Annotated in this window: 18 protein-coding genes; 7 read left to right on the top strand and 11 right to left on the bottom strand. The window is 74.2% G+C overall.

What is annotated here, in order from left to right:
• Positions 1-262: 262 nt before the first annotated feature.
• The gene (locus tag ADY01_RS11150) at positions 263-1,156 is read left to right on the top strand and encodes an endo alpha-1,4 polygalactosaminidase (protein ID WP_049569986.1); all 894 of its coding nucleotides are present in this window, start codon (positions 263-265) and stop codon (positions 1,154-1,156) included.
• 124 nt (positions 1,157-1,280) lie between these two features.
• Complete coding sequence (locus tag ADY01_RS11145) at positions 1,281-2,963, top strand: glycosyl hydrolase family 28-related protein (RefSeq protein ID WP_049569965.1); 1,683 nt, start codon at positions 1,281-1,283, stop codon at positions 2,961-2,963.
• 7 nt (positions 2,964-2,970) lie between these two features.
• Here the strand turns inward: ADY01_RS11145 and ADY01_RS41795 are convergent, their stop codons facing one another.
• The 5 genes from ADY01_RS41795 to ADY01_RS11120 are packed head-to-tail and all read right to left on the bottom strand — an operon-like array spanning position 2,971 to position 8,780.
• On the bottom strand, positions 2,971-5,037 hold the full coding sequence (locus tag ADY01_RS41795; RefSeq protein ID WP_063784192.1) for an alpha/beta fold hydrolase: 2,067 nt from the start codon (positions 5,035-5,037) through the stop codon (positions 2,971-2,973).
• Positions 5,034-5,966 (bottom strand): branched-chain amino acid ABC transporter permease, encoded by a 933-nt coding sequence (locus ADY01_RS11135; RefSeq protein WP_049569963.1) that lies wholly within the window; start codon positions 5,964-5,966, stop codon positions 5,034-5,036. Before ADY01_RS11135 ends, ADY01_RS41795 begins: the two co-directional genes overlap by 4 nt.
• Positions 5,963-6,778, bottom strand: coding sequence for an ABC transporter ATP-binding protein (locus ADY01_RS11130; RefSeq protein ID WP_049569960.1), 816 nt, complete (start codon positions 6,776-6,778; stop codon positions 5,963-5,965). Before ADY01_RS11130 ends, ADY01_RS11135 begins: the two co-directional genes overlap by 4 nt.
• On the bottom strand, positions 6,775-7,566 hold the full coding sequence (locus ADY01_RS11125) for an ABC transporter ATP-binding protein (protein ID WP_049569956.1): 792 nt from the start codon (positions 7,564-7,566) through the stop codon (positions 6,775-6,777). The genes ADY01_RS11130 and ADY01_RS11125 overlap by 4 nt, the downstream gene beginning before the upstream one ends.
• 2 nt (positions 7,567-7,568) lie before the next feature.
• Positions 7,569-8,780 carry a substrate-binding domain-containing protein gene (locus ADY01_RS11120; RefSeq protein ID WP_049569952.1) on the bottom strand — a complete coding sequence of 404 codons (1,212 nt, stop codon included), beginning with the start codon at positions 8,778-8,780 and terminating at the stop codon, positions 7,569-7,571.
• Between the two features lie 262 nt (positions 8,781-9,042).
• Here ADY01_RS11120 and ADY01_RS11115 point away from each other — a divergent pair, with 262 nt between their 5' ends.
• Entirely contained in the window at positions 9,043-10,056 is a 1,014-nt protein-coding gene (locus ADY01_RS11115) for an alpha/beta hydrolase family esterase (protein WP_049569948.1), read from the top strand.
• Here ADY01_RS11115 and ADY01_RS11110 read toward each other — a convergent pair.
• The 6 genes from ADY01_RS11110 to ADY01_RS11085 form a co-directional block, all read right to left on the bottom strand.
• Positions 10,046-12,079 carry a helix-turn-helix domain-containing protein gene (locus tag ADY01_RS11110; protein ID WP_049569980.1) on the bottom strand — a complete coding sequence of 678 codons (2,034 nt, stop codon included), beginning with the start codon at positions 12,077-12,079 and terminating at the stop codon, positions 10,046-10,048. The two genes, ADY01_RS11115 and ADY01_RS11110, sit on opposite strands and share 11 nt — an antisense overlap.
• Before the next feature lie 64 nt (positions 12,080-12,143).
• Positions 12,144-12,956: a 3-hydroxybutyrate dehydrogenase gene (locus tag ADY01_RS11105; protein ID WP_049569944.1), complete on the bottom strand. Its 813-nt coding sequence runs from the start codon at positions 12,954-12,956 to the stop codon at positions 12,144-12,146.
• A 132-nt stretch (positions 12,957-13,088) separates the two neighbouring features.
• Complete coding sequence (locus ADY01_RS11100) at positions 13,089-13,964, bottom strand: carbohydrate ABC transporter permease (protein ID WP_049569940.1); 876 nt, start codon at positions 13,962-13,964, stop codon at positions 13,089-13,091.
• On the bottom strand, positions 13,961-14,953 hold the full coding sequence (locus tag ADY01_RS11095) for an ABC transporter permease subunit (protein WP_078900195.1): 993 nt from the start codon (positions 14,951-14,953) through the stop codon (positions 13,961-13,963). Before ADY01_RS11095 ends, ADY01_RS11100 begins: the two co-directional genes overlap by 4 nt.
• Positions 14,950-16,023: a LacI family DNA-binding transcriptional regulator gene (locus ADY01_RS11090; RefSeq protein ID WP_063784191.1), complete on the bottom strand. Its 1,074-nt coding sequence runs from the start codon at positions 16,021-16,023 to the stop codon at positions 14,950-14,952. Before ADY01_RS11090 ends, ADY01_RS11095 begins: the two co-directional genes overlap by 4 nt.
• A 98-nt stretch (positions 16,024-16,121) precedes the next feature.
• Positions 16,122-17,702, bottom strand: coding sequence for an FAD-dependent oxidoreductase (locus tag ADY01_RS11085; protein WP_053170704.1), 1,581 nt, complete (start codon positions 17,700-17,702; stop codon positions 16,122-16,124).
• Between the two features lie 237 nt (positions 17,703-17,939).
• On the opposite strand from ADY01_RS11085, the gene ADY01_RS11080 reads away from it, so the two are divergent.
• From ADY01_RS11080 to ADY01_RS11065, 4 genes are all read left to right on the top strand, one after another.
• Positions 17,940-19,574, top strand: a complete 1,635-nt coding sequence (locus tag ADY01_RS11080) for an extracellular solute-binding protein (RefSeq protein WP_049569935.1) — start codon at positions 17,940-17,942, stop codon at positions 19,572-19,574.
• Complete coding sequence (locus ADY01_RS11075) at positions 19,564-21,249, top strand: FAD-dependent oxidoreductase (RefSeq protein WP_078900193.1); 1,686 nt, start codon at positions 19,564-19,566, stop codon at positions 21,247-21,249. The genes ADY01_RS11080 and ADY01_RS11075 overlap by 11 nt, the downstream gene beginning before the upstream one ends.
• Before the next feature lie 53 nt (positions 21,250-21,302).
• Positions 21,303-22,898 (top strand): FAD-dependent oxidoreductase, encoded by a 1,596-nt coding sequence (locus tag ADY01_RS11070; protein WP_049569932.1) that lies wholly within the window; start codon positions 21,303-21,305, stop codon positions 22,896-22,898.
• A 378-nt stretch (positions 22,899-23,276) separates the two neighbouring features.
• Positions 23,277-26,860: hypothetical protein (locus ADY01_RS11065; RefSeq protein WP_049569928.1), on the top strand; the 3,584-nt coding region annotated here is incomplete at its 3' end.

Below are 26,860 nucleotides of genomic sequence, written 5' to 3'. Positions count from 1 at the left end.
GTCGCGGGGATGGGGCCGTCGGGCGCATGGCGTACGACCGTTCACCGGGATCGGGCCGGGATCGTCGTTCGCCGAGAACGGAGTCGACGGGACCGCCGGCCTGCGGAGCGCTCTCGGTCCGCTTAACTCTACTCCCCTCCCCCCGCGGGAAAGGGGGCGGCTCCGGGGACCGGGCGAGGACCCGCGGTTAACCTGTGGGTCAGGAGAGGAGCGTGTGGTGCGCCTGCTGGTCCCGCGCCGCGCCCGACACGTGGGAGGCGCCGTGAGGGCCGTGCACGCCGCGAAGGCCGGGCTCGCCGCGCTGGCCCTGCTCCTGGCCGCCGGGTGCGCGGGCGGCGGCGAGGACCCGGGCGACGGCGCTGACGGGGCCGGGAGCACGGACGGGGCCGGGGACGGGACCGGGGCCGAAGGGGAGCGGTGGCGGCCCGAGCCGGGACTCGCGTGGCAGTGGCAGCTCAGCGGCGAACTCGACCTGGACGTCGACGTCCCCGTCTACGACATCGACGGCTTCGATCACGACGCCTCGGTGGTGGAGGAGCTGCACGCGCGCGGGGTGCGGGTCATCTGCTACGTCAACGTCGGCGCCTGGGAGGACTGGCGCCCGGACGCCGGCGCCTTCCCGGCGTCCCTGCGCGGCCTGGGCAACGGCTGGGAGGGCGAACAATGGCTGGACATCCGGCAGTTGGACACGCTGCGCCCGCTGATCGCCGCGCGCTTCGACATGTGCCGGGACAAGGGCTTCGACGCGGTGGAGCCCGACCTGCTCGACGGCTGGATCAACGACACGGGCTTCCCGCTGACCGGTGAGGACCAGCTCGCGTTCAACCGCATGGTCTCCTCCCTGGCGCGCGAGCGCGGCCTCGCGGTCGGCCTGAAGAACGACCTGGACCAGATCCCCGAGCTGCTGGACGACTTCGACTTCGCGGTCAACGAGGAGTGCGCGGCGTTCGGCGAGTGCGCCAGGCTGAGCCCGTTCATCGACGCGGGCAAGGCGGTCTTCCACGTCGAGTACGACCTGCCCGCCGAGGAGTTCTGCGCCGGGACCGAGGCCCTGGGGCTGAGCTCGATGGCGAAGAACCTGGACCTGGACGCCTGGCGCGACCCCTGCGCCGTCCCCTCACTGGAGCGAGACCCGGGCCCCGTCCGCAGGGAGTGAGCGCCGGCGCGCGGCGGCGGGTGAGTTCCGGTACGCGCGACCCCTTCCACGCGTCCGCGACGCGTGCGATCCTCCCAGTCACATACCTGAAGGTTGTTCACATCTGTGGAGGCGGGCTCGGGACATGGAGATCAACCGGAAGACAGTGCTCCGCGGCGCTATCGGGACCGCCGCCGCGGCCATGGCCGGGACGGCGTGGGCCGCCGCCCCCGCGGCGGCCCGTGGCGGAACCGGGGCCGGGCGGCGCGCGGCGGCGCTGTGGGAGGAGCTGCGCTCCGCCCCCTACACCCATCCCCAGATCCCCTATGTCGGCCGCGCGGGCGGCTTCGGCGGCCGAACGAGGCTGCCGCGCCGCCCCGTCGTCGCCGACGCCCGCGACTTCGGAGCGGTCCCCGACGGCTCGGCGGACTCCGCCGCGGCCCTCAACCGCGCCATCGAGGAGGCGGGCGCCCGCGGCGGCGGAACGGTCCTGCTGCCCGCCGGCGACTACCGGCTGGACGACATCGTCCGCATCGGCCACGACAATGTCGTGCTGCGCGGCGCGGGCAGCGGCCTGACCACCCTGCGCCCGACACGGAACCTCACCGACCTCGTCGGCTGGTACGGCAGCCGCTACGGCGGCGACAAGTCCTCCTGGTCGTGGGCCGGTGGGCTGGTGTGGATCTGCCCCGACGCGCGCTGGCGCTCGCTGACCGACGCGATCCGCGCGCGCGCCTGGCCGTTCGAGGGCTGGACCGGCAACGCCCGCGACGCGTTCGAGGAGATCACCGCGGTGGAGCCCGCCCGCCGGGGGGACCTGACCGTCACCGTGGCCGACGCGGAAGGGCTCGCGGCGGGCGACCGGGTCCTGCTCCGGCTGGCGGACGACGAGGGGCACTCGCTGCTCGCGCACATGGCGGGCGACCCGGAGGGGGCCGCGTCGTACGACTGGGACGCGTGCACCAAGCTCACCTCCTACGTCCCCTACGAGTGGCCCTGCGTCCTGGTCTCCGTGGACCCGGCCCGCCGCCAGGTCACCCTGGACCGCCCGCTGCCGCTGGACGCCCGCCCGGAGTGGCGACCCCGGCTCACCACCCTGGTCACGCCCGTCGTCGGCTCGGGCATCGAGGGCGTCACCCTCGCCTTCCCCGAGACCCCGCAGGCGCAGCACCTGCTCGACACGGGCTGGAACGGCGTCGCGCTCCAGTGCGCGTGGGACTGCTGGGCCGAGGACGTCACGGTCACCAACGCCGACAACGGCTTCCTGATGGTGGCCGCCAAGGCGTGCACGCTGCGCCGCACGCGGGTGTCGGGCCGCGGCAGCCACCACCCCTACTGCTGCCGCGAGGGCTCCCACGACAACCTGGTCGAGGACTTCGTCATCGAGCCGCGCACCACGCCCACCCCGCCGAACACGCAGCTGCACGGCATCAACGTCGAAGGGCTGTCCAGCTACAACGTCTGGTCGCGGGGGGTGATGGAGATGGGCACCTTCGACTCCCACCGCGGGATGCCGTTCGCCAATGTCCGCACCGAGATCACCGTGAACAACAACGGCACCCACGGCGGCGACGCCAGCGCGGGCCCGCTGTACGGGGCGCGATTCGCCCACTGGAACGTCACGGTGACCAACGAGCGGGCCGGGATGATCAAGATCGACGGGATCGCGCCCTTCAGCGCCACGGTGGGCATCAGCGAGGTCACCGAGTTCGGCCAGATCGACGTCCCCGACTTCGACGGCCCCCTGCACACCAGGATCGAGTCCTACGGCGACCCGGGGGCCGTCCGGCCGCGGAACCTCTACGACGCCCAGCGCGAACTGGGCTGACCCCCGTTCACCGCTCCCGCCCGGCGGTGACGGCCGAGGCCACGGCCGTCACCGCGTGCGGGGCCAGCAGGATCGAGTAGTGGTTGGTGTCCCCGACCGGCTCGGCGCGGACCGGGCCCCGGTCGAGCCGCGCGGCGGCGATCCGTTCCGCGTCGTAGAGCGCGCGCGGCTCGTCCAGCAGGCCGCGCTCCGCCCAGAGCAGGGTGGTCGGGTCACTGATCCGGTGGATCGCGGCCAGGGTCTCGGCGCCCGACAGAACGTCGGCGCCGTCGGCGCGGACCGCCTCCAGCACGCAGGCGCTGCGCAACCGCGGCGCGGTGCCCGTCAGATCGCGGTCGAGATAACGCTCCAGGTCCTCGCTCCAGTGACCGGCCAGGGCGGGGTGGTCGCGGAAGAACGCGTGGTAGCTCGCGCGGTCGGGGAACGTCAGGGACAGGCGCCGCATCGCCGGGCCGATCACCGCCTCCAGCAGGGAGTCGATGCCGGAGCCCGCCGGGGCGGGGAAGCCGAGGCCGCCGTCGACCAGGACCAGCCGTGAGAACCGGCCGGGGTGGCGCGTGGCGGCCAGGGCGGCGGCGAACGCGCCCATCGAGTGGCCGAGCAGCACCGGGAGCGCGCCGGCGCCGTCCGGGGGCGCCACCGCGTCGGCGAGCGCCAGGACATCGGCGACGTGCGCCGCCAGCCCCCAGGGTCCGGGGAGGTCGCGGCTGGCGCCCCGCCCGCGCAGGTCGGGCGCGTACACCGCGAGGCCGCCCGCCGCCAGGGCCCTGGCCAGGGGCGCGAAGTAGCGGCCGTTGGCGGTGATGCCGTGCAGGGCGATCAGGGGCGCCGCTCCCCCGCCCCCCGCGTGCCCGGCGGACCAGCGGGTGACGGCCAGCTCCCCGCCGCGCACCCGCACCGTGAACTCGCGCGTGCTCACCGGCTCCTCCGCCCGAGCGGCCCGAGCGGCCCGCGCGGACCGGGCCCCGCGCGGCCCGCCCGCCCGGCGGCGCCCGCGGCCCAGGGCGGCCAGGCCGCCGGGCGCGGCGTAGACGGCGAGGACGAACAGCACGCCGAGGACCACCAGCGGCTCGGACAGCGGCGCGGCCAGCGGCTCGGGCAGGCCGGCGACCGCGTCGGAGACGCCGAGCGCGGTGAGCCGGTGGTCGAGCCAGACGAACAGGACGCCGCCGATGACCGGGCCCCAGCGGGTGCCCGCGCCGCCGAGCACGACCATCACCAGCAGGGTGAGGGTGAACTCGGCGGTGGTGGTCTCGGGCGTGGCACCCGAGGTGACCAGCAGGTGGACGATGCCGCCGAGCAGCGCCAGCGCGGAGGCCAGCACGAAGGCGCCCAGCTTGTGGCGGAACGGGTCGCGGCCCAGCACGGAGACGCGCTGCTCGTTGTCGCGGACGGCCTGCCACACCTTGCCCGCGGGGGAGGCGACGGCCGTCCAGACCAGCGCGGCGACGAGGGCGAGATAGCCGAGGGCGAGCCAGTAGACGTTGACCGTGTTGTCGATGCCGACGAAGAGGGAGGGCACCGAGTCGGCGGTCAGCGACAGGCCCTCCTCGCCGCCGGTGAGCCCGCCGGGGTTGCGTTCGACCCAGATGGAGCCCGCCTGGGCGAAGGCGAGGGTGACCATGGCGAAGCCGATGCCGCCCAGCGCCAGCGGGCGCAGCGAGATGGCGCCGAGCAGGCAGGCGGCGGCGGTGCCCGCGGCGAGGGTGAGCGCGGCGGCGGGCAGCAGCGGCAGGTCGAGGTGGGTCATGGCGAGCTGGGTGCCGTAGGCGCCGCCCGCGATGTAGAGGGCGTGGCCGAACGACAGCAGCCCGGTGCGCCCGAACAGCAGGTCGTAGCTGAGGGCCAGGCCCGCGAAGACGAGGCAGAGCGCGAGGAGTTGGAGGGAGCCCGCCGAGTTGACCGGCCCGTCCAGGACCAGCGGGATGTCGAGCGCCGAGTACGGCAGGGTGAGCAGCAGGACGCCCACCCCCACCGGCGCCGCCCAGGAGCGTCCGCGGCGGGCACGGCGGGGGCGGTCGGCGGGGGCGGCCCCCGCCGGCGCCTCGGCGGTCGGGGCGGTCGTCGTCGTCATGCGGTGCCTCCGGGGTGGAGCGCGGGACGCCGGGTGGCCGTGCGCCGGCGCAGCCACTCGGCGGGCCCGCGGCGGCCGGGGGTGGGCCTGGCGAGGATGACCAGGGCGAGCAGGACGACCACGGCGATGTCGCCGAAGCCGCCGGAGACGTAGTAGTTGGCGTACTGCTGGACCAGGCCCGCGGCGAGGGCGGCCCAGGCGACGCCGGTGATGGAGTGCAGACCGCCGATGATCACGACGACGAAGCCGAAGATCAGCAGGCTGGTGCCGCGGTGCGGGGAGACGGATCCGAAGTAGACGCCGCTGAGCACCCCGGCGAGCCCGGCGAGGGCGCCGCCGAGGGCGAAGACCAGGGTGAACGCGCGCATCACGTCCACCCCCAGCGCGGAGACCATCGCCCGGTCCTCCACGCCCGCCCGCACGATCAGGCCGTAGCGGGTGCGGGTCAGCAGCAGCCGCACGCCGATCAGGACGGCGAGGGCGGCGCCGATGAGGAGGAAGCGGTTGGCGGGGACGCGGGCGCCGAGCACGCCGACGGTGCCGGAGAGCCAGTCGGGCACGGGGAACGGGCGGGAGTCGGCGCCCGCGTAGGACTGCACCAGCGCGGGGATGGTCAGCGACAGGCCGACGGTGACGAGGATCTGCTCCTTCGGCTTGCCGTAGAGCCTGCGGATCAGCAGGAGTTCGGTGACGACGGCGAGCAGCAGGCCGGTGAGGACCCCGGCGCCGAGCGCCGCGAGCAGCCCGGCGGTGCCGCCGATGGCGTCCGCGGTGCGCCAGGCGGCGTACGCGGAGACCGTGAGGAAGGCACCGTGGGCGAAGTTGAGGACGTCCATCAGCCCGAAGATCAGGGCGAGGCCCGACGCGATGAGGAAGTAGAGCGCGGCCAGGCCGAGTCCGGTGAGGGTGAGCAGAACGAGGGTGTTCACGCGGTGACATCCTCCTCGGCGCCGCTGTCGGCATCGGCGGCGTCGGCGGCATCGGCGTCGGCGTCGGCGTCCGTGAGCCGGGTGGCGCGGCCGACGCCCAGCAGCCTCGTGGTGCGCTCCCGGTCGGCGAGCAGTTCGGCGGCGGAACCGGCGTGCACCGTGCGGCCGTTGTCCAGGACCACCGCGTGGTCGGCCAGCGCGCGGATGACCGCGAGGTTCTGCTCGACCAGCAGCATCGGCACCTCGGTGGCGGCTCGCCGCAGTGCCTCGGCGACCTGCGCCACCACGCGGGGCGCCAGGCCCTTGGTGGGCTCGTCGACGATGATCAGCCGGTTCTCGTTGAGCAGGGTGCGGGCGAGGGCGAGCATCTGCTGCTGCCCGCCGGAGAGGGTGCCCGCCCGCTGCCGCGCCCGGTCCCTGAGGTCGGGGAAGAGGTCGTGGACCAGGTCGTAGGCGGGGGCCGACGAGCCGCGGCGGTCCGGGCGTTCGGCCAGCGCCAGGTTCTCCGCGACGGTCAGCGAGCCGAACACCCCGCGATCCTCCGGGGCGTAGCCGATGCCGCGGCGGACGGTGAGGTGGGCGGCCTCGCGGGTGATGTCATGGCCGTCGAACGTGATGTGGCCGCCGGTGATCCTGCCCCCGTCGGGGAGAACGCCGAGGATGGCCCGGGCGGTGGTGGTCTTGCCGACGCCGTTGCGGCCCATCAGGGCGGTGACGCCGGTGGCGGGCACCTCGAAGCCGACGCCCTGGAGGACGCGGGATCCGGCGATCTCCACCTGGAGTCCGTCCACGGTGACGAGGGCCGCCCTCACAACGCCTCCCCCAGGTAGGCCCGTTGCACCTCGGGGTCGGCCATCACGGTGGTGGGGTCGCCGTGGGCCAGCAGAACTCCGTGGTGCAGCACGGCGATCCGGTCGGCCAGGTCGAGGACGACGTCCATGTGGTGCTCGACCATCAGCAGGGTGCGTCCCTCCGTGCGGTGGAGCCAGCGGATGACCTCGGTGAGCTCGTCCACCTCCTCGGCGGCGACCCCGGCCATGGGTTCGTCCAGCAGCATCAGGCGGGGGCCCTCCCGGTGGATGGTCGAGGCGAGGAGCATGGCGAGTTCGAGCTTGCGCTTGTCCCCGTGGGAGAGGCCACCGGCGGGCTCGGCTCCGCGGTGGGCGAGCCGCACCCGTTCCAGAACGCCGGCGACCTCGGCCGCGGCGACCCGGCGGGCGCCGACGGCGCGGGCGGCCAGGTCGACGTGCTCGGCCACGGTCATGGTGGGGAAGACGGACGAGGACTGGAAGGTGCGTCCGATGCCGAGGCGGGCGCGGCGGTGCGGGGGCAGGCGGTGCACGGGGCGGCCGTCGAGGAGGACGGCGCCCGCGCTGGGGCGGGTGACGCCGGAGACCAGGTTGAACAGCGTGGTCTTCCCCGCGCCGTTCGGCCCGATCAGCGCCAGCAACTCCCCCTCGCCGACGGCGAGTTCGACGTCCTCCACGATGGTGACCGCGCCGACGGACCAGGTGAGGGCGGACAGGGCGAGAACGGGCGGGGCGGAGCCCCGGGCGGCGGCGGGCGCGGCGGAGGCGGCCGAGGCGGCGGGCGCGGCCATGGTCAGTCGCCCGCGGGCTCGGCCGGCGCCACCGTCGCGGCGTCCAGGGTGCGGACCACCGTCGGCAGGTCGCCCTCGAACCTGGCCTCGAACATCGGCTGGAGCAGGGCGTGATCGGACTCCCGCACGCTCTGCTCGCCCTTGACTCCGGAGAAGCTGAAGCCCTCCAGGGCGCTGACCATCGCGGCCGTGTCGGCGTCCTCGGCGCCCGCGCGGACCGCCTCGACGACCATCTGGGCGGCGGTGAAGCCGTCCGGGCTGAACAGGTCGGGCTCCCAGCCCTGTTCGGCGAAGTACGCCTCCATGGCCCGTGCCTCCGGGGTGTCGGTGGCGCCCGGCACGTAGTGGGCGAGCAGGGCGATCTTGTCGCGGGCCTCACCGAACACCGGGTAGGTGGCGCGGATGTCCAGGCCGGTGACCACGGTGGCGGCGTCCAGGACGCCCTGCTGGTCGAGGGTGGTCCACATGGTCTGGGCGGTGTCCCCGGCCCAGGCCACGAAGACCAGGTCGGGGTCCTGGCCGAGGACCTGGGCGCCGGAGGGGGTGAGGTCGGTCGCGGACGGCGGCACGAGCACCGAGCCGACCTCCAGGCCCTGGGCGCTGAGGACGCTCTCCACGGCGGCGACGTTGGCCTGGCCGAACGCGTTGTCCTGGGCGAGGACGACGACCTTGCCGCCGTCGCGCGCGACATCGCCCTCGCCCGCCGCCAGGATCTCGCTGGCGGTCACCACGTCCTGGTAGGTCTGGCGGCCGGAGCGGAAGGTCCAGTCGTTGATGCCGGTGACGCTGTCGGTCGCCGCGGGTCCCGTGATGTACAGGACCTCGTTCTGCTCGGCGAGCGGCGCCATCTGGACGGCGACGCCCGAGGACGCGGTCCCCGCGATGATGCGGGCGCCCTCGTCGATGCGCTGGCGGGCCAGGGACACCCCGGAGGCGGGCTCGCCCGCGTCGTCGGAGCGGACCACCTCGATGGCGATGCCGTCGACCTCGCCGGTGGAGCCGGTGGCGTGGTCGAGCCCGGCCTCGAAGCCCTGGAGGTACTGCTCGCCGTAGGAGGCGAGCGGGCCCGAGGTGGAGGTGATCAGGGCGACGGTGACGGACCCGGATCCGCCCTCCCCGCCCGCGCCGTCCCCGCTCTCCCCCGGGGCGGAACAGGCCGTGGCGAGGGCCGCCGCCACGGCAGTCGCGGCGATGACTCTGGTGACGGTTCTCATGGCGCGGCGGCTCCCTGTCTCGGCGGCTCGGTGACGCGGTGAGGCGGTGACTCGGCGGAGGACCGCCGCTCCCGGCGATCCCGCAGCAGCGTCCGCCCGGCCGACCCCCGCGGCAATGTATGCGGGACACACAGCCCGGCGGGCCGCCATGGCCCCGGCAGACGTATGGGCTCGCAGGGCCCGGACCTACGGTGCGCGACAACCCCACAGGAATCCATCGGCGCCGGGCCGGGACGGCACGGCGCCGGAAGGGATCGCCTCCATGAGAACCGCACAGTTCCGCCCGGCCGCGCGACCGCGCCCGCCGGGCCGGGTGGCCACCCTGCTCGCCGCGCTGGCGCTGAGCCTGGTGTCCGTCCTGACCTCCACCGGCCAGGCGCAGGCCGCCGCGCCCCTGGAGCGGGTGACCTCCTTCGGCTCCAACCCGGGCAACCTGGCCATGTACCGCTATGTGCCACCGGGGCTCGCGCCGGGCTCCCCGGTCGTGGTGCTGCTGCACGGCTGCGGGCAGAACGCCCAGCAGTACACGGACGGTTCGGGCTGGCAGAAGTTCGCCGACGCGGGTGGCTTCGCGCTGGTCGCCGCCGAGCAGCAGACGGGCAACAACATCAGCCGCTGCTTCAACTGGTTCCAGCCGGGCGACACCGCGCGCGGCGCGGGCGAGGCGCTGTCCGTCCGGCAGATGGTCGACCACACCGTCGGCTCGCTCGGCTCCGACCCCGGCCGGGTCTACGTGACGGGCCTGTCGGCGGGCGGCGCCATGACGGGCTCGCTGCTGGCCGCCTACCCGGACGTGTTCGCGGGCGGCGCGATCGTCGCGGGCATACCGCACGGGTGCGCCACCAGCATGGTGGACGCGTTCTCCTGCATGTTCCCCGGCCGCACGGCGACGGCGGCGAGCTGGGGCGACCGGGTGCGCGCCGCGTACCCCGGCTACACGGGCCCCCGCCCCTCGGTGTCGCTGTGGCACGGCGGCGCCGACTACGTGGTGGCCACCGCCAACCTCCAAGAGTCGGTCAAGCAGTGGACGCAGGTGGTCGGCGGCGATCAGCAGGCGGACGCGACCTCGCAGCTTCCGGCCAACACCACGCGCTCGGTGTACAACGGCGCCGCCGGTGCCCCGCCGGTGGTCGGCTACCTCACCCCGGGCAACGGCCACGGCACCCCGGTGGCGCCGGGCAGCGGCCCCGACCAGTGCGGCACGGCGGGCGCGTACTTCCTGGCGAGCCTGTGCTCCAGCTACCACATCGCCCGGGACTGGGGGCTCACCGGCTGAGGTCGCGCCGGGGCCCTTCGGCCATCAGGTGGAGGCGGAGCGCGAGCTGGAGTTCGAGCTCGCGCTCCGGTCCGTTCCAGCCGGGGCCGAGGAGTGCCTCGATGCGGTCGAGGCGCTGGACCACGGTGTTGACATGGACGTGCAGCTCGTCCTTGGCGCGGGTGAGGCTGCGCCCGCAGCCGAAGTAGGCGCGCAGCGTGCGGATCAGCTCGGTGCCGCGCCGGGCGTCGTAGTCCAGCAACGGGCCCAGCGTCGTGGCGACATAGCCCGCCACGTCCCGCACGTCGCCCAGCAGCACGCCGAGGAAGCCGAGTTCGGCGGCGCAGGCGCCGTCGCCCTCCCGGCCCAAAACCCGCAGCGCGCGCAGGCAGCGGGCGGCCTCGGCGTGCGCGGCGGCCAGGCCCCGGGGGCCGGCCGCGGGGCCCGCGGCGCCGACCGTGACGGGGGCGCCGACCAGCTGGCTCATCTGCGCCGCCGCGGCCCGCGCGGCCTCGCCCGGGTCCGGCCCGGTCTCCCGGTGGCGCGTCAGCAGCACCAGGGCGCCGCCGTGTTCGGCGCTGACCCCGTCCGTGCCGAAGAGGTGCTGCCGCGCGGCCGGGGCCAGCCGCTTGCGGGCCTCGGCCGAGGTCTCGGCGACGAGCAGCAGATGGGGGCGCTCCAGGTCGATGCCGAGCCGCCTGCCCCGTTCCGCCAGGCCCTTCGGGTCGCGCTCGGGGGCGGTCAGCAGGTCGGTGATCAGCTCGCCTCGGATGCGGTTCTCCGCCTCGGCGACGGAGCGCCGCAGCAGGAGCAGCAGCGCGGTGACCACCCCAGCGCGCTCGAACAACCGGCGGTCGGCGTCGGCGAGTTCGCGGCGGCCGTGGAGCACCAGCGAGCCGAGGATCTCGGCTCCGGCGAGCGCCGCGCAGATCCACCGGCCGCCGCGGTGCACGGCGCGGGCCGTGGCGCGGGAGTCGGCGACGGCCCCGGCCAGCTCGGCGGGGTCCTGGCGCCCGTCGAACCGGCCTCCGTCGCGGCCGACCGCGGTCAGCGGGCTTCCGGCGGCATCGTGGATGGTGATCGCGCCGCCCAGCAGCCCGGCGACGGCCGTGGCCACCTGGGAGAGCTCGCCGCCGCGGAGCACCAGGTCGGTCAGCCGGTCGTGCGCCTCGGCGGCGCGCTGCATCGCGGCGGAGTGCGCGCGGATCACGGCGTTGGCCTCGGCCAGTTCGGCGAGCGCGGCCCTGGTGTCGTCCAGGGCCCTGGCGGTGTCGATGGCGATGGCGGCGTGCGCGGCCAGCGAGCAGAGCAGCGCGACCTCGTCGGGGGCGAAGGTGCGGGGGGTGCGGTCGGCGGCGAACAGGACGCCGATGACCTTGCGTTCCGGGCCCGCGCCGGCCGGACCGCCGCCCGAGCCAGGACCGCCGCCCGAGCCCGTGCCAGGACCGCCGCCGGAGCCGCCGCTCGACCCGAGCAGCAGCGGGACGCCCAGGATGGCCACCAGGCCCTCGTCCAGGACGCCCGCGTCGATGGTCCTGGTGTGCCGGAAACGCTCGTCGGTCGGGTACTGGTGGGTGGCGTACGGGGTGGCGGTCTGGGCGACGAGGCCGCCGAGGCCCTCGCCGAGCTCCAGGCGGAGGTGCTGGAAGAGCGGGGAGACCGACCCGTCGGTGACCCGCATATAGGTGTCGCCCGCCTCCTCGTCCGGGAGCGTGAGGTAGGCGGTGTCGGTGCCCAGCAGGGCGCGGGCGCGCCGGACGATCGAGGTGAGCACCGCGTCGAGGTCGCGCAGCGCCGCCAGGTCGCCCGCGGTGTCGAAGAGCGCGGTCAACTCGGCCTCGCGGCGGCGGTGCTGGCGCAGCACGCCCCTGATCCGCAGGGCGGTGGCGGTGGCGCGCTCTATCTCGGCGAGCTCCTCGGCCGCCACCCCGCCGCGGCGGGCGGCGGCGGGGACGCCCCCGAAGTCCTCGGGTGAGGCGTCCTCGGCGAGCAGGTCGAGCAGCACGCGGGCGTGGTGGACGGCCGACGGTGTCTGTTCGTGCATCTCGGCGGCCATCTTGGCAGGTGAACGGCCCGCTGCCTATGGGGCGGGCGTCGGGGCGTTCGGGTCAGTGGGAGGTCCAGCCGCCGTCGAGCGGCAGGGAGGCGCCGGTGAGGTAGCCGGTGTGGGGGCCGCACAGCCACAGCACCGTCTGGGCGACCTCCTCGGGTGCGATCAGCCGCTTGATGGCGGGGCGTTCGAGCATGACGCGGCGGACGACGTCCGCCTCGGGCATGCCGTGGGCGGCGGCCTGGGCGGCGATCTGGTTGCGGAGCAGGGGCGTGTCGACGAAGGCGGGGTTGACGCAGTTGCTCGTCACACCGTGCGGGGCGCCCTCCAGGGCGGTGACCTTGCTCAGCCCCTCCAGGGCGTGCTTGGCGGTGACATAGGCGGCCTTGAACGCGCTGGCGCGCAGGCCGTGGACGGAGGAGATGTTGACGACGCGCCCCCAGCCGTGGGCGTACATGTGGGGCAGGGTGCGGCGCAGGATGCGGAACGGCGCCTCCACCATGACCCGTTGGATCAGTGCGAAGCGCTCGGGCGGGAACTCGTGGAGGGGCGCGACGTGCTGGAGGCCCGCGTTGTTCACGACGATGTCCACCTCGGCGGGGAGCGCGTCGACCGCCGCGGGGTCGGAGAGGTCGGCGACGGTGAGCGAGCCGCCGGTCTCCTCCGCGGTCCTCCGGGCTCCCTCCTCCGCCAGGTCCACCACGTGGACGTGTGCCCCGGCGCCGGCCAGGGCCAGCGCGCACGCCCGGCCGATCCCTCCGGCCGCGCCGGTGACCAGGGCGGTGCGCCCGGCGAGGAACGGGGCGGGAGCGGGAGCGGGCGCGGGCAGGGGGGCGGCGGCGCTCGCGTCACCGTTCGGGTTGCTCTGCATGGCGGCACAGTAGGAACGAGCGGGGGCGCTCCCGATAGGTCGGGACGCCACTGTTTCGCCCGGAGCAGTGGCGTCCCCAGCCATAGGCCGGGCCGCGCCGGGGCCGGAGCGCCGCCGGGGTGGCGCCCCGGGTCAGCCCTTCACCGCGCCCACCAGGACGCCCTTGGCGAAGTGGCGTTGCAGGAAGGGGTAGATCAGCAGGATCGGCACGATGCTGATGACCAGGATCGCCATCTGGAGCGACTGCTGCGGGGGCAGCACCTCGGTGGCGCCCGCCTGGTCGCCGCCGAGGTTGGCGCCGCCCACCACATAGGTGCGCAGCACGAGTTGGAGCGGCCACTTGGTGGTGTCGTTCATGTAGAGCAGGGCGGTGAAGAAGCTGTTCCAGTACGCGACGGCGTAGAAGAGGCCGACGACGGCGAGGACGGCCTTGGACAGGGGCAGCACGACCCGCAGGAGGATCTGGAGTTCGCCGGCGCCGTCGATGCGGGCGGAGTCCATGAGTTCGCCGGGCAGGTCCATGAAGAAGGCGCGCATCACGATGACGTTGAAGCCGTTGATCAGCACCGGAAGGATCAGCGACCAGTAGGAGTCGAGCAGGCCGAGCTGCTTGACCATGAGGTAGCTCGGGATCATGCCGGGGCTGAACAGCAGCGTGAACAGCACGGTGAGCAGCAGGGGTTTGGAGCCGAACGAGCCGGGCCGCGACAGGGCGTAGGCGAGCATCGCCGTGCAGGCCAGGGAGAGGGCGGTGCCGACGGCGGTGACGCCGGTGGAGACCATCAGCGCCTGGGTGACGGCGTCGCCCGCGAGCACGGCCCGGTAGGACTCCAGGGTGGGGTGCTCGGGCCACAGGACGAACCCGCCCGCCTCGGCGACCTGCCCGGGGTCGGCGAGGCTGGTGGAGACGACGGAGAGGAAGGGCAGGACGACCAGGGCGCAGGCGAGGAGCAGGACGATGCCCTTCAGGCCGCGCGCGACGGGGTGGGGGGTGGCGACGGCGCTCACGACTGGTAGACCCCTCTCTCTCCGAAGATGTGGGCGATCTTGTTGGCGCCCAGCACGAGGACGACGGCGACCAGGCCCTTGACCAGGCCGACGGCGGCGGCCACGCCCCATTCGCCGCCCAGGACGCCGTGGTTGTAGACATAGGTGTCCAGCACCTCGGAGCCTTCGAGGCCCACGGCCTGCTGCTGGAGGATGATCTGCTCGAAGCCGACGGTCAGCGCGTCGCTCAGGCGCAGGATCAGCAGGAGCACGATGACGCCGCGGATGCCGGGGAGCGTGACGTGCCAGGTCTGGCGGGCGCGGCTCGCGCCGTCCACGGAGGCGGCCTCGTAGAGCTGGGCGTCGATGCGGGAGAGGGCGGCCAGGAAGAGGATCATCGCCCAGCCGGCGTCCTTCCAGACGACCTGGGAGGTGATGAGCACGGCGAACAGGTCGGGGTTGCCGATGATGTCGAACGTGCCGTGGCCCTGGGTGCGCAGCCAGGTGTTGAGGAGTCCGCCGGCGCCCAGCATGTTCTGGAAGAGGGCGACGACGATCACCCAGGACATGAAGTGCGGGAGGTAGAGGACGGACTGCACCAGGCGCTTGACGCGCTCGGAGAGCAGGGAGTTGAGCAGCAGGGCGAGCGCGATGGGGATGGGGAAGACGAGGACGATCTGGATGAACGAGATGAGCAGCGTGTTCCGCAGCGCGTTCAGGAAGGCGGGGTCGCCGTTGACGATGACCTCGAAGTTCTCCAGGCCGTTCCAGGCGGAGCCCGAGATGCCGAGGAACGGCTGGTAGTCCTGGAACGCGGTGACGTTGCCGAGCAGCGGTATGTAGTGGAAGAGGAGGATCACCGCCATGCCGGGCAGCGCCAGGAGGAGCAGGAGGCGGTCGCGGCGCATGCGGGCGAGGCGCCCCGCGTTGCCGGGTGGGCGGCCGGGGGGGGGGGGCGGGTCCGGCGGGTCCTTTCTCCGGCGGGTGAGGGGTCCGAGGCTGAGGCTCATGGGGTGCTCCCGGTGGGTGGTGGGGCGACCGTGCCGGTGAGGGTGTGCTCGCAGGGCAGCAGGATCTGGCGGTCGTGGTCGCCCGAGGGGTCGCCGAGGAGCTGGACCAGCAGGCGGACGGCGCGGCGGCCCATGGCGTTGCGCGGGACGCGCAGGCAGGCCCAGGGGTGTGACGCGGCGGGGCCGCCCGGGTCGTCGACGAGGAGGACGACGGACAGGTCGCGGGGGATGGACAGGCCGCGGACGCCGGTCATGACGGCGAGCACGCGGACGAGGTTCACGGACTCGACGAGCAGGGCGGTGGCGCCGCCGGCGAGGGCGGCGTCGAGCCACTGGGTGGTGAGGGCGTCGGGCGCGGTGAACGCGGGCTCGGGGACGTCGAGTCCGAAACGGGTCAGGGCCGCCTTGAACCCCTCCCACCGGTCGTTCTGCGGCTCGTCCCGCTTCTCCTCGCCGAGGTAGGCGATGCGGCGGTGGCCCAGGGCCACGAGCTGGTCGACGATGCGGGCGGTCGCGGCCCGGTAGTCGCCGCCGACATAGGCGACGTCGGCGTCGGGGACCTCGCGGCGGCCGATGAACACGTACGGGTAGCCCTCGCGGGCCAGCCGGGCCAGCTCCTCGTGTCCCGCGTGGTGGCCGAGGAGGACGCTGCCGAGGGCGTGCCGCAGGGCGTTGGTGCCCTCGGCGTCGTAGATGCGGCGGATGCCGTCCTCGGTCTGGGTGGCGGTGAACAGCACCAGGTTGCACGCCTCGGCGACGGCCTGCTCCTCGATGCCGCGCATGAACTCGAAGTAGTAATCACCGGTGCTGGTCGGGAAGACCGGCTCGAAGGTGTGGACGCCGAGCAGCAGCCCGCGGGTGGGGCGGGGGGCGCCGGCGGCGGCGCGGGGCGCGGCGGCCGGGGAGTAGCGCAGCCTTCTGGCGGCCTCCAGGACGCGGCGCCTGGTCTCGGGCGAGATGCGCTGCCGCTCGGCGGCGCCGCCCAGGACCATCGAGACGGTGGACTGGGAGACCCCGGCCTCGCGTGCGACGTCGGCCTGGCGTGGGCCGCGGGCCTGGAGTGATGACACGGTCGGAATCCTTCGGTCGAGGGCTGCGGGCTGCGGGTGACCGCCGTGCGCCGGGCGCGCGCGTGCCGAACGCGTGTGCCCGGCGTGCGCGGCGCCCGTCAGCGGGCGCCGGTCGCGGGTGGCGGCCAGTCGAGGATCGCACCGCCCGCCACCAGGTCGTGACGGAGCGCCTCGTAGGGGACCTTCTGCACGGGGACGCGGTCCTCGTGGGCGTGCGCCGCGGCGGCGCCCGCGGCCTCGCCGAGCATCATGAAGACGGGCTCCATCCGCACGGAGGCGTAGGCGACGTGGGAGGCGGAGACGGCCGCGGCGACCAGCAGGTTCTCGCACTCGCCGGGGCGCGGGACGATCGAGCGGTAGGAGAGGCCGAACGGCCGGGTGACGGACTGCTGGACGTTGCCCTCGTTGCGTGGCCGCCCCTCGACCAGGACGCGCTTGGTGTTGTGCGAGTCCATGACGTAGGAGGCCAGGGCGACGGGGTCGGAGGCGGCGGCGCGGGCGGTGCCGTCGGCCTGGGTGACGACATAGGCGGAGACCATGCGGCGGGCCTCTCGGATGTAGAGCTGGGGCGGCCAGTGCGCGGAGTCGGCGAACTCACGGGGCGACAGGCCGTACTCGCGGGTCCGCTCGCGTATCCCTGCGGGGAGCCGCGGGTCGTCCGCCAGGAAGTGCAGCAGCCCGGCCTGGTAGCGGACATGGTCCTGGAAGATCTCCTCCCGGCGGGCGTGACCCGCCTCGGGCCAGGCGTAGTTGGCGCCGATGTGGTCGGAGGAGAAGGCGCCGTGGTTGTTCATGTCGAAGACGTCGCCGTGCGGCCCCGAGTGGACCAGGCAGGTGCGGCCGTACAACTCGTAGCCGCCCGCCTCGACATGACGCCGCAGCAGCTCGTAGCGGTCGGGGTCGTATCCGGCGGGCCTCGGGTAGGGCAGCCGGTCCCCCGATGTGGTCACGCAGAGGCGGAAGTTGTACGCCTGGATGCGGTGGTCGCCCTCGCCGGGCTCGCCGTGCGGGTCGGGTGAGATGCCCGGCAGCAGCCCGCTCCCCCGGTCCCCCGGCACGCGGTAGGGGTCGACGGGGAAGCGGAACTGGTGGTTGGTGCTGGGCTGGACGCCGGCCAGGGACTCGCCGTGGACGGCGGACGACTCGCGGCCCGTGGTGTACGAGACGCCCGCGGCGGCCATCAGGTCGCCCTCGTAGGAGGCGTCGACGTAGACGGAGGCGCGGTAGCGGGTGCCGTCGTCGGTGCGCAGCTCACTGATCCGGCCCTCGCTCAGCGAGACGGCTTCCAGGTGCTGGCGGCGGCGGACCTCGACGCCCGCGTCGGCGAGCCAGCGCTCGAACGTGTCCGAGGCGACGTGCGGCTCGAAGTCCCAGCGGGGCGCGGGCTCCCGGTAGTGGGCGGCGACCTGGTCGTAGAAGGCGCGGGCGAGGCCGCCGACCGCCTTCGGGTGGCCGGTGTCGGTGAGGCCGAGCCCTCCCGAGGTCATGCCGCCGACGCGGTCGCCGAACACGGCGAGCACCACGGACAGCCCCGCCCGCGCGGCGCGCACGGCGGCCGTGACGCCGCCCGAGGTGCCGCCGTACACCACGAGATCGGCCTCGACGGGCGGCGACGGCGCCCCCTCGGCCCGGGGCGGATGCCAGTGGCGGAGTCCTTCGAGCGCTTCCCCTGCGGGCATGTAGGTCCCTCCACGCGAACGGCTGATGGGCTGCGGACATTCATAGCACCGGCGTGGCCCGGTAGTCCACCACTGATATTGCTAATTCTTATCCGCCGCGAAATCCCCGAAAATTGAGCCGTGCAGACGTCTTGACGCACCACCGCACCGTTCCGCTAGCTTCATCGGCACCGGCGCGAGACCGAAATGCACCTCAGTTTATCAGTGATATTAGCAATCGCAGGAAGGGGTTCCGCCGTGGACATCGGACCCATGAGCCGCCGACGTTTCCTCGCGGGCGCCTCGGGCGTCGCGCTCGCCGTGACCTCCGCCCCGCTGCTCACCGCCTGCGGCGGCGGGACGGACCCCGCGGAGCAGGGCGCCGCCAACCGCGCGGTCACCCTCCCCGACCATGTGCCGTTCACCGGCGTCGAGCCGGACCTGCCCGCCTCCCAGGACGGCGTTCTGGCGGGCTACTTCGCCTACCCGTCCCCGCCCGTGCGCGGCATCACCGGCGAACCCGGCACCGCGGGCGAGGAGATCACCGCCCTGGTCAACCTCTTCGAGCCCGTGCCGCCCGACACCGGGGACAACGCCTACTGGCAGGCGCTCAACGACCGCCTCGGCACCGAGCTGAAGCTCAACATGGTCCCCGACTCCAGCTATCTCCAGCGCCTCTCCGCGGTCCTGGCCGGCGGCGACCTGCCCGACCTGGTGCAGATCAGGCTCGACCAGCCGCAGCGCGCGCAGGTGTTGCGAGCCCGGTTCACCGACCTGACCGAGTACCTGTCGGGCGACGCCGTGCGCCGCTACCCGTTCCTCGCCAACATCCCCACCGACTCCTGGCGCGCCTGCGTCTACAACGGCGGCATCTACGCGCTGCCCACGCCCCGGCCCTCCGTCGGCTCCCTGATGCTCTGCCGCGCCGACCTCATCGAGGAGCGCGGACTCAACCCGGAGCCCGCCGACTTCGCCGAGTTCGCCGAGCTGTGCGCCGGCCTCACCGACGAGCGCGCGGGCCGCTGGGCGCTCGGCTTCGGCTCCGCGGGGCCGCTGTCCACCTGGGCCTTCCTCATGCAGATGCTCGGCGCGCCCAACGAGTGGGGCGAGGAGGGCGGCACGTTCACCTCCTGGTTCGAGACCGAGGAGGCGCGGCAGGCCGCCGACGACCTCGCCCGCCTGGTGCGGGACGGCGTCTTCCACCCCGACTCCTTCGCCGCCACCTCCGACCCGCGGATCTGGTTCGGCACCGGCAAGACCGCCATCAACCGCGACGGCGCCGCCGCCTGGGACCTGCTGGCGAACACCTACGGCATCTCCGTCGGCGCCCTGGTCGCGCCGGCCCACGACGGCGGCGGCGACGCGGCCCACTACGCGGGCGGTCCCACGTTCGCCCTCACCGCCCTGAAGAAGACCGACGACCGGCGGCGCGTCGAGCAGCTGCTCTCCCTCGCCAACTGGCTGGCCGCGCCCATCGGGACCGAGGAGCACCTCTTCCGCGGCTACGGCGTCGAGGGCGAGCACTTCACCCTGGAGGACGGCGTGCCCACCCTCACCGGCACCGGCGAGACGGAGACCAGGCTGCCGCTCGCGTACCTGACCGAAGGCCCGCCGTTCCTGGGCCCCGGCGACGCGTCACGCGTCCGCGCCCAGCACGCCTACCAGGAACGCGTCGTGCCGCGCCTCGTCCGCAGCGCCGGATTCGGCCTCTACTCCGACACCGACACCACCAAGAAGGGCGTCATCCAGCGGCTGATGCAGGACACGCTCAACCAGATCATGCAGGGCAACAAGCCGGTCTCCGCCTGGGACGACGCCCTGGGCGACTGGCGGCGCCAGGGCGGGGACGCCATCCGCGCCGAGTACGAGGCGGAGTTCGCCCATGCGCGCTGACCACGAGGCGGGCGCCGGGGTACGCGCCGGGGCCCGCGCAGGCGCGGGCTCGCGGGCGGACCTGCTGGTCGCCGGGGGCGGCCTGGGCGGCGTCGCCGCCGCGCTCACGGCCGCCGGACTCGGGCTGACCGTCGTCCTCACCGAGGAGACCGACTGGCTCGGCGGCCAGCTCACCGCCCAGGCCGTGCCCTCCGACGAGCACCCCTGGATCGAGACGGGCCACATCTCCGGCAGCTACGCCGGCCTGCGCTCCCGCATCCGCGACTACTACCGGCGCGCCTACCCGCTGCGCCCCGAGGTGGCGGCCGACCCCGCGTTCAACCCCGGGCTCGGCATGGTCAGCCGCCTCTGCCACGAGCCACGCGTGGCCGTCGCCGTCATCGACGAACTGCTCGCCCCCCACCGCTCCTCCGGCCGCATCACCGTCCTCCACCACCACCGGCCCGTCGCCGCGGCGGTGTCGGGGGACCGGGTCGAGTCGGTGACGTTCGAGAACGGGCGCACCGGCGGGCACCTCACCGTCACCGCGCCGCTCGTGGTCGACGCCACGGAGCTCGGCGACCTGCTCGACCTCGCGGGTGTCGAGCACGTCGTCGGAGCCGAGTCCCGGGAGGAGACCGGCGAGCCCTACGCCGCGCCCGTCGCCGACCCGATGGACCAGCAGGCGATCACCTGGTGCTTCCCCCTCGAATACCGCCCCGGGGAGAGCCACATCGGCCCGCGGCCCCCCTCCTACGACCACTGGCGCACGCACACCGACCCGTTCTGGCCGGGGCCGCAGCTGTCCTGGACGAAGATCGACATCCACACGCTGAGCGGCCGGGAGAACCGCGTCTTCGAGGACCCGATCGACGCCCCCACCTCCCCGGACCTGTGGCACTTCCGCCGCATCAGGGCCAGGAGCCAGTTCACCGAGGGCGCGTTCGACTCGGATGTCACGCTCGTCAACTGGCCCAACACCGACTACTGGGAGGCCCCGCTGATCGGCCCCGGCGTCACGGCGGCCGACCGCGACCGCGCCCTGGCGCGCTGCCGCGAGCTGTCCCTGTCCTACCTGCACTGGATGCAGACGGAGGAGGGGTACGAGGGGCTCCGGCTGCGGCCCGACCTGGTGGACACGGCCGACGGCCTGGCCAAGTCCGTCTACATCCGAGAGGCGCGCCGCATCAGGGCCCGTTTCACCGTCCTGGAACAGCATGTCGCCGTCGTGGACCGCCCGGAGGGCGCGGGCGCCGTGGAGTTCGCGGACAGCGTCGGCGTCGGCCACTACAACATCGACCTGCACCCCAGCGCGTCCGGCGCCTCCTACGTCAACCTGGAGTGCTACCCGTTCCAGATCCCCCTGGGCGCGCTGATCCCCGTGCGGATGCGCAATCTGCTGCCCGCCGCCAAGAACATCGGCACCACCCACCTCACCAACGGCTGCTACCGGCTGCACCCCGTGGAGTGGTCCATCGGCGAGGCCGTGGGCGCGCTCGCCGCCCACTGCACGGCCGAGCGCACCGAGCCGCACGCGGTGGCCGACTCCCCGCGCCACACCGAGGACGTGCAGCGCCTGCTCACCGGCGTGCTGGGCGCGCCGGTCGCCTGGCCGGAGGCCATCCGCACCACCCGCCCCTCGCAGGCGACGCGCAACGCCACCCCGCTGTACGCCAGTCCGCCCCGGAGGGCCTGAGAGTCCGGGCGCGACCGACCAGTTCGACGAGCCGACGAGGAAGGTTTCGAACCATGGAGCGCAGACGCTTCCTGACCGCCGCGGCGACCGCCGCGGGAGCCATCGCGGCCGGGCCCCCGGCCCTGGCCGCGGGCGCCACCGCGGAGCCACGGGCGCAGAGCTACGACGCCGTGATCTACGGCGCCACGCTGGCGGGCCTCATGGCCGCCCTGCGGCTGAGCAGGCGCGGCTACACCGCCTGCGTCCTGGAGCCGACCAACCATATCGGCGGCGTGGTCACCGGCGGCCTGGTCAAGACGGACATCCCCAACACCATCGGCGCCCTGGGCGGGTTGACCCGCACCGCGTTCTTCGACGCGATCGGCGCGCACTACGGGGTGGGCTCGCCCGCCCAGTACCGCTTCGAGCCCAAGGTCGCCAAGCTGATCGCCGGGCGGCTGCTGACCGAGTCGGGCGCGGCCATCCGCAAGAACCAGCGGATCAACGGGCCCGCCGACGTCACCGTCAGCGGCACGCGCATCCAGGCGGTGCGGTCCTCCGCCGGGTGGGTCACCGCCCGCTTCTTCATCGACGCCTCCTACGAGGGCGACCTGATGGCAGCCGCGGGCGTCCCCTACCACGTGGGCCGCGAGTCGTCCGCCGCCTACGACGAGTCCTACGCCGGGTTCCGCCCCCACACGGTGCTGCGGCGCGGGCTGTTCGAGCCCAACACCGGCTATCCCGTCGGCCCGGTGCCCGGCGGCGCCGAGGGGTCGGCCGACGAGAAGGTGCAGGCGTACAACTTCCGCGGCGTGCTGACGCAGGCCGCCGACCGGCTGCCGTTCCCCCGCCCCGACGGCTACGACCCGGCGCACTACCTCCACCTGCGGTCGCTCATCGACTACCGCGGCATCACGGGCCTGACCCAGATGGTCGGCACCACGGCCGCCATACCCGGCGCCAAGCACCAGACCAACCAGGGCCTGTTCATCGGCTACGACCTGCCGGGCGTCAACTGGGAGTACCCGGACGGCACCTGGGCAAGGCGCGAGGAGATCATCCAGCAACAGGTGCGCTGGCACCAGGGGATGCAGTACTGGCTCTCCCACGATCCCTCGCTGCCCGCGTCCTTCCGCGCGGACGCCGCCACCTGGGGGCTGCCCGCCGACGAGTTCGTCGACAGCCCGCACGGCGCCGGGTTCCCGCACCAGCTCTACATCCGCGAGGGGCGGCGGATGAAGGGGGCCCATGTCCTCACGCAGCACGACCTGTTCGCGCCGAACAACACCAAGGCCACGTCCGTGGCCTGCTGGCAATACGGCCTGGACTGCCACACGGTGCAGCTCTACCCGGACGGCGATCGCTACCTGATCGGCGAGGGATCGCTCACCGGCGAGGAGGGCAATGTGCGGGTCGACCTCTACCAGCTCCCGGCCGAGTGCCTCTTCCCGTCCTCGGGGTCCATCGACAACCTGACCGTCCCGGTCTGTTTCTCCTCCAGCCATGTCGCCTATCTGTCACCGCGGATGGAGCCCAACTACGGCATGCTCGGCGAGGCGGCGGGCGAACTCGCCGCCCAGGCGATCGCCCGCGACACGGCCGTGCAGGCGTACCGCTACGCGGATCTGGCCACGGCGCTCAGGGAGTTCGGCAGCGTCCTGTCCGTCTAGCCGACACCCTGCCGCCTCGCCCCCGCCGGGCCCGGGGTCCGGGCCGGGGCGGGGGCGAGGCGCGGAGCCGACGTGCGGGCGCCGCGCGCCGCCGGGGGCGAGGCCAACGGCCGGGCTCCGTGCCGGAACCGGGCACGGCGCCAACAGCCGGGCGGGGTGCCTCGCGCGGGCGGGGGGCCACCGTGGCTGCCGCCACCGCGCGGCTTCGGGCCGCCCACCCCCCGATGCCCCATCCCGATCCGCCCGGCGAACACCACAACGGCAGCCCGGCGGCCCAGCCGAGGCTCCACCGTTCCCGCCGGCAACCGCCGGACGTCGGCCCGCGCTTCGCGGCGGCGGTGGTCCGCATCCGTCTCATCCTCGACCGGAGGTCGTCCCTTGTCCGCTCAGCTGGAGCCCCTGTGGGCCATCGGCGTGCTGGAAAGCCGCAGTGTGGCCTCGCCGTTCGAGGGGGTGTGGCCTCCCGGCGGAGTCATCCGCCTCGGCCCGGCCGCGTCCGACCGCGACTGGCCGCTGTTCCACCCGAGTCCGCTGGACGCGGGGAGCGGATGGCGCGAGCACCGGGCCGAGATCGCCTTCACCGTGGAGAACGGGCAGGTGCCGGAGGCCGGTTGCGTGCTACGGCTCCGGTTCGCCGGGTCGCACGGGCCCTGCCCTGATCTCGCCGTCGAACTCGACGGCTCGCACCGCGGTCTCTTCCACCCCCGCGTGGTCCGCGAGACCCGGGCCGAGGTGGACCGGCAGGGCCCCATCGCGGGCGAATGCGCTCTCGACATCCGCCTCCCCGCCGCCTGGCTGGCGCCCGGCCCCCACCTGCTGGCCCTCACCACCACCGTGGACCGGGCCGCCGCCACCGGGCTCGACGGCCCGGCGCTCGACGGCCTCGACCGTGAACTCCCGGGCCGCCGCGAGCAGTACGGCAACTGGTTCGGCGCCGGGATCACCTGGCGCGGCCTCGACCTGCGCCCGGCGACGGCGGCGGCGGCGGCCCACCCTCCGCGGCCGAGCGCCACGCTGGAGGTCACCCCGCTCTATCTCGAACGCGACGGGGTCACCGAGGAGTTGATCGATCTCACCGTGGACGTCCCGGCCACCGCGCCCTGGCCCGCCCATGCGGAGGTGAGCCTCGACGGCCACGCCCATCACCTCGAACTCGCCCGTGTCGGCCGCGACTTCGGGCAGGTCCGCGTGCGATTCCCCGTACCCGAGTTCGCGGGGGACGCCGAGGCCACGGTCCGGCTCGACGGCGGTGGCGCGTTCACCACCACCCTGCGCCCGGCCCGCAAGTGGACCCTCCACCTCATCCCGCACGTCCACCTCGACGTCGGCTACACCGACACCCAGGGCAAGGTCCTGGAGCTCCACAGCCGGAACCTGGACCGCGCCCTGGCCGCGCTGGAGGAGGACGACGGGTTCCGCTTCTCGCTCGACGGGTCGCTCATCCTGGACGAGTACCTGGCCACCCGGTCCGAGGAGCGCGCCGGGCGGGTCCTGGCCGCGCTGCGCGACGGCCGGCTCGCCGTCAACGCGTTCCACAGCCTCTTCCTCTCCGGCGTGGCGAGCCTGGAGGAGACCTACCGGGCCGCCTACCTGGCCGCCCGGCTCCGCGAGGAGCACGGCGTCCCCGTCGACTACGCCAACCTCACCGACGTCCCCTCCTACAGCTCCGCCCTCCCGGCGATCCTCACCGCGCTCGGCGTGACCGCGTTCGTCGGCATCGAGAACCACAGCCGCGGCGCCAACGCCGACAGCGACGCCCAGCACCTCGCCACCCCGGTCCGCTGGGAGGGCGTGGACGGCAGCAGGGTGCTGACGCACTTCGCCGACGCCTATTCACAGCTCAGGTTCATGGTGGCCGACCCGCAGACCGTCACGGGCGGCGCGCAGTCCCTCCCCCGTTACCTGGCCCGTTATGAACGCCCCGGCTATCTGCCGGAGGACCTCGCGCTGATCGGCACCCACGCCGACAACGAGGACCTGGCCGACGGCGACGCCGGCTTCGCCGCCCGCTGGAACGCCGTCTACGCCCATCCGCGGCTGCGCGTGTCCACCCTCGCCGACTACCTGGCCGCCGTCCGCCCGCTGGCCGACCGGCTGCCGGTGTGGCGCGGCGACGGCGGGAGCTACTGGGAGGACGGCGTGGGAACGGGCGCGGCCGTCGTCGCCGAGCACCGCGCCGCCCAGTCCGCGCTGCCCGCGGCCGAGTGCCTGGCCGCCCTGGTGGCCCGCGCCGACCCCGGCTACCGCCCCAACAGGGCTGCGCTGGACCGGGGTTGGGAGGGCGCCTTGTACGGGTGCGAGCACACCTGGACGTGGTCGCACAGCGTGGGGCACCCGCACGGCGAGCAGGTCGGCGACCAGCTGGACTGGAAGCGGCACCGCGTGCACACCGCCCTGCGCACGGCGCTCGACGAGTCGCGGCGTGCGCTGAGCCAGCTCGGCGAGCTGGTCACCACCGGGGGCCCGACCCTCCTCGTGCACAACCCGCTGGGCTGGGAGCGGGACATCACCGTGGAGGCCGAGGTCCCCGCGGGCACGCCGATCGGCGAACCGCCCCTGCCCTACGAGGTGATGGAGGACTGCGACGGGCTGCACCGGGTGCGCCTCACCGTGCGGGACGTGCCCGGCTTCGGCTACCGCGCCCTGCCGCTCGGCACCGCCCACAAGGTGACGCCCAACGGCGACGAGGGCGACCCCACGGGCGACACGGCACCCGGCCGGGTGGCCCCCGCCCCGCCGGCGTGGCGGCCGGTGCCCCGGACGCTGACCACGGAGCGGTGGGAGATCGGCCTCGACCCGGAGACGGGCACCGTCTCGCGCCTGATCCACCGCCGGAGCGGGCGCGCGCTGCTGGACGCCGCCTCGCCCTACCGGCTGGGCCAGGTGCTCCATGTGCTCAACGGCCCCGACTCCCTCACTCGGGGCGACCGCCCGGCGCACACCGGGGTGCCGCACCGTCACGGGCGGGCGCCGCGCAGCTCGCTCCTGGCCCGCCGCCCCGCCACGTTGCCTCCCCAACTCACCGTCGTCGCGGCCTCGTTGTCCCCCGTCGGGGTGGCGCGGACCCATGACGGCTGGCGGCTGCGGTCGGTCGGCGCGGCGCCGGGCCTGCCGTTCGTCCAGACCGACCTGCTGTTCCGCGACGGCGAGGACCGCGTCGAGGTCACGGTGCGCCTGGAGAAGGAACGGGTGCTGGCCAAGGAGTCGGTGTATGTGCCGTTCCCCTTCGCCGCCGCGCCCGGCGAGGCCCCGGAGGCCGGGGACCGCCGACCGCGGATCCGTTACGACCGGCAGCAGGGCTGGGTGGACCCGGCCGCCGACCACGCCCCCGGCGCCTGCAACGAGTGGTTCACCACGCAGCACGGCGTGACGGTGGACGACATCGCCTGGTGCTCGGCCGACGCGCCGCTGTTCACGGTCGGCGACGTGGTGCGCGGCACCTGGGCCGAGACGTTCGAGGCGCAGAACGGGACGGTCCTCTCCTGGGTCCTCAACAACTACTGGCCGACCAACACCCCTCCCGAACAGGAGGGTTCGCTGACGCTGCGGTACGCGTTCACGCCGCTGGGCGCGTTCGACCCGGCGCGTGCCTCCCGTTTCGGCCTGGAGACCAGGGCGGCCCCGATGGTCTCCGAGGTGACCCGCCTCGACAAGCACGACACCGGCGCGAGGCCGCTGGGCGCCCGGGCGGGCACCCTGCTCGACCTCGGCCTGCCCGAGGGCTGCCACGCCACCGTCGCCGAGCCGCGCGACCGGCGCGGGCTGCTGCTGCGCGTGCAGAACCTCACCCCCGAGCCCCGCGCCATCGCACTGCGCCACACCGGGACGGCCGCGGTCCTGTGCCGCGCCGACGAGCACGAGGGGATGCGCTGGATCACGGTCGGCCCCGCCGACCAGCCCGGCACCTCCCTCGTCCTGGAGCCGCCGTTCGCCGGCCCCGACGACACCGGCGCGAGGCCGCA

This window comes from Streptomyces sp. SBT349 (genome assembly GCF_001083795.1).
Classification (GTDB): Bacteria; Actinomycetota; Actinomycetes; order Streptomycetales; family Streptomycetaceae; genus Streptomyces.
Note: the sequence above shows the minus strand (reverse complement) of the source record. Positions and strands in the feature narration are given on the sequence as shown.

Coding starts and splice junctions, on each gene's coding strand:
- ADY01_RS11145 (WP_049569965.1), top strand. CDS start 1,281: ATGGAGATCAACCGGAAGACAGTGCTCCGCGGCGCTATCGGGACCGCC.
- ADY01_RS41795 (WP_063784192.1), bottom strand. CDS start 5,037: ATGACGACGACGACCGCCCCGACCGCCGAGGCGCCGGCGGGGGCCGCC.
- ADY01_RS11125 (WP_049569956.1), bottom strand. CDS start 7,566: ATGGCCGCGCCCGCCGCCTCGGCCGCCTCCGCCGCGCCCGCCGCCGCC.
- ADY01_RS11120 (WP_049569952.1), bottom strand. CDS start 8,780: ATGAGAACCGTCACCAGAGTCATCGCCGCGACTGCCGTGGCGGCGGCC.
- ADY01_RS11115 (WP_049569948.1), top strand. CDS start 9,043: ATGAGAACCGCACAGTTCCGCCCGGCCGCGCGACCGCGCCCGCCGGGC.
- ADY01_RS11110 (WP_049569980.1), bottom strand. CDS start 12,079: ATGCACGAACAGACACCGTCGGCCGTCCACCACGCCCGCGTGCTGCTC.
- ADY01_RS11105 (WP_049569944.1), bottom strand. CDS start 12,956: ATGCAGAGCAACCCGAACGGTGACGCGAGCGCCGCCGCCCCCCTGCCC.
- ADY01_RS11095 (WP_078900195.1), bottom strand. CDS start 14,953: ATGAGCCTCAGCCTCGGACCCCTCACCCGCCGGAGAAAGGACCCGCCG.
- ADY01_RS11085 (WP_053170704.1), bottom strand. CDS start 17,702: ATGCCCGCAGGGGAAGCGCTCGAAGGACTCCGCCACTGGCATCCGCCC.
- ADY01_RS11075 (WP_078900193.1), top strand. CDS start 19,564: ATGCGCGCTGACCACGAGGCGGGCGCCGGGGTACGCGCCGGGGCCCGC.
- ADY01_RS11070 (WP_049569932.1), top strand. CDS start 21,303: ATGGAGCGCAGACGCTTCCTGACCGCCGCGGCGACCGCCGCGGGAGCC.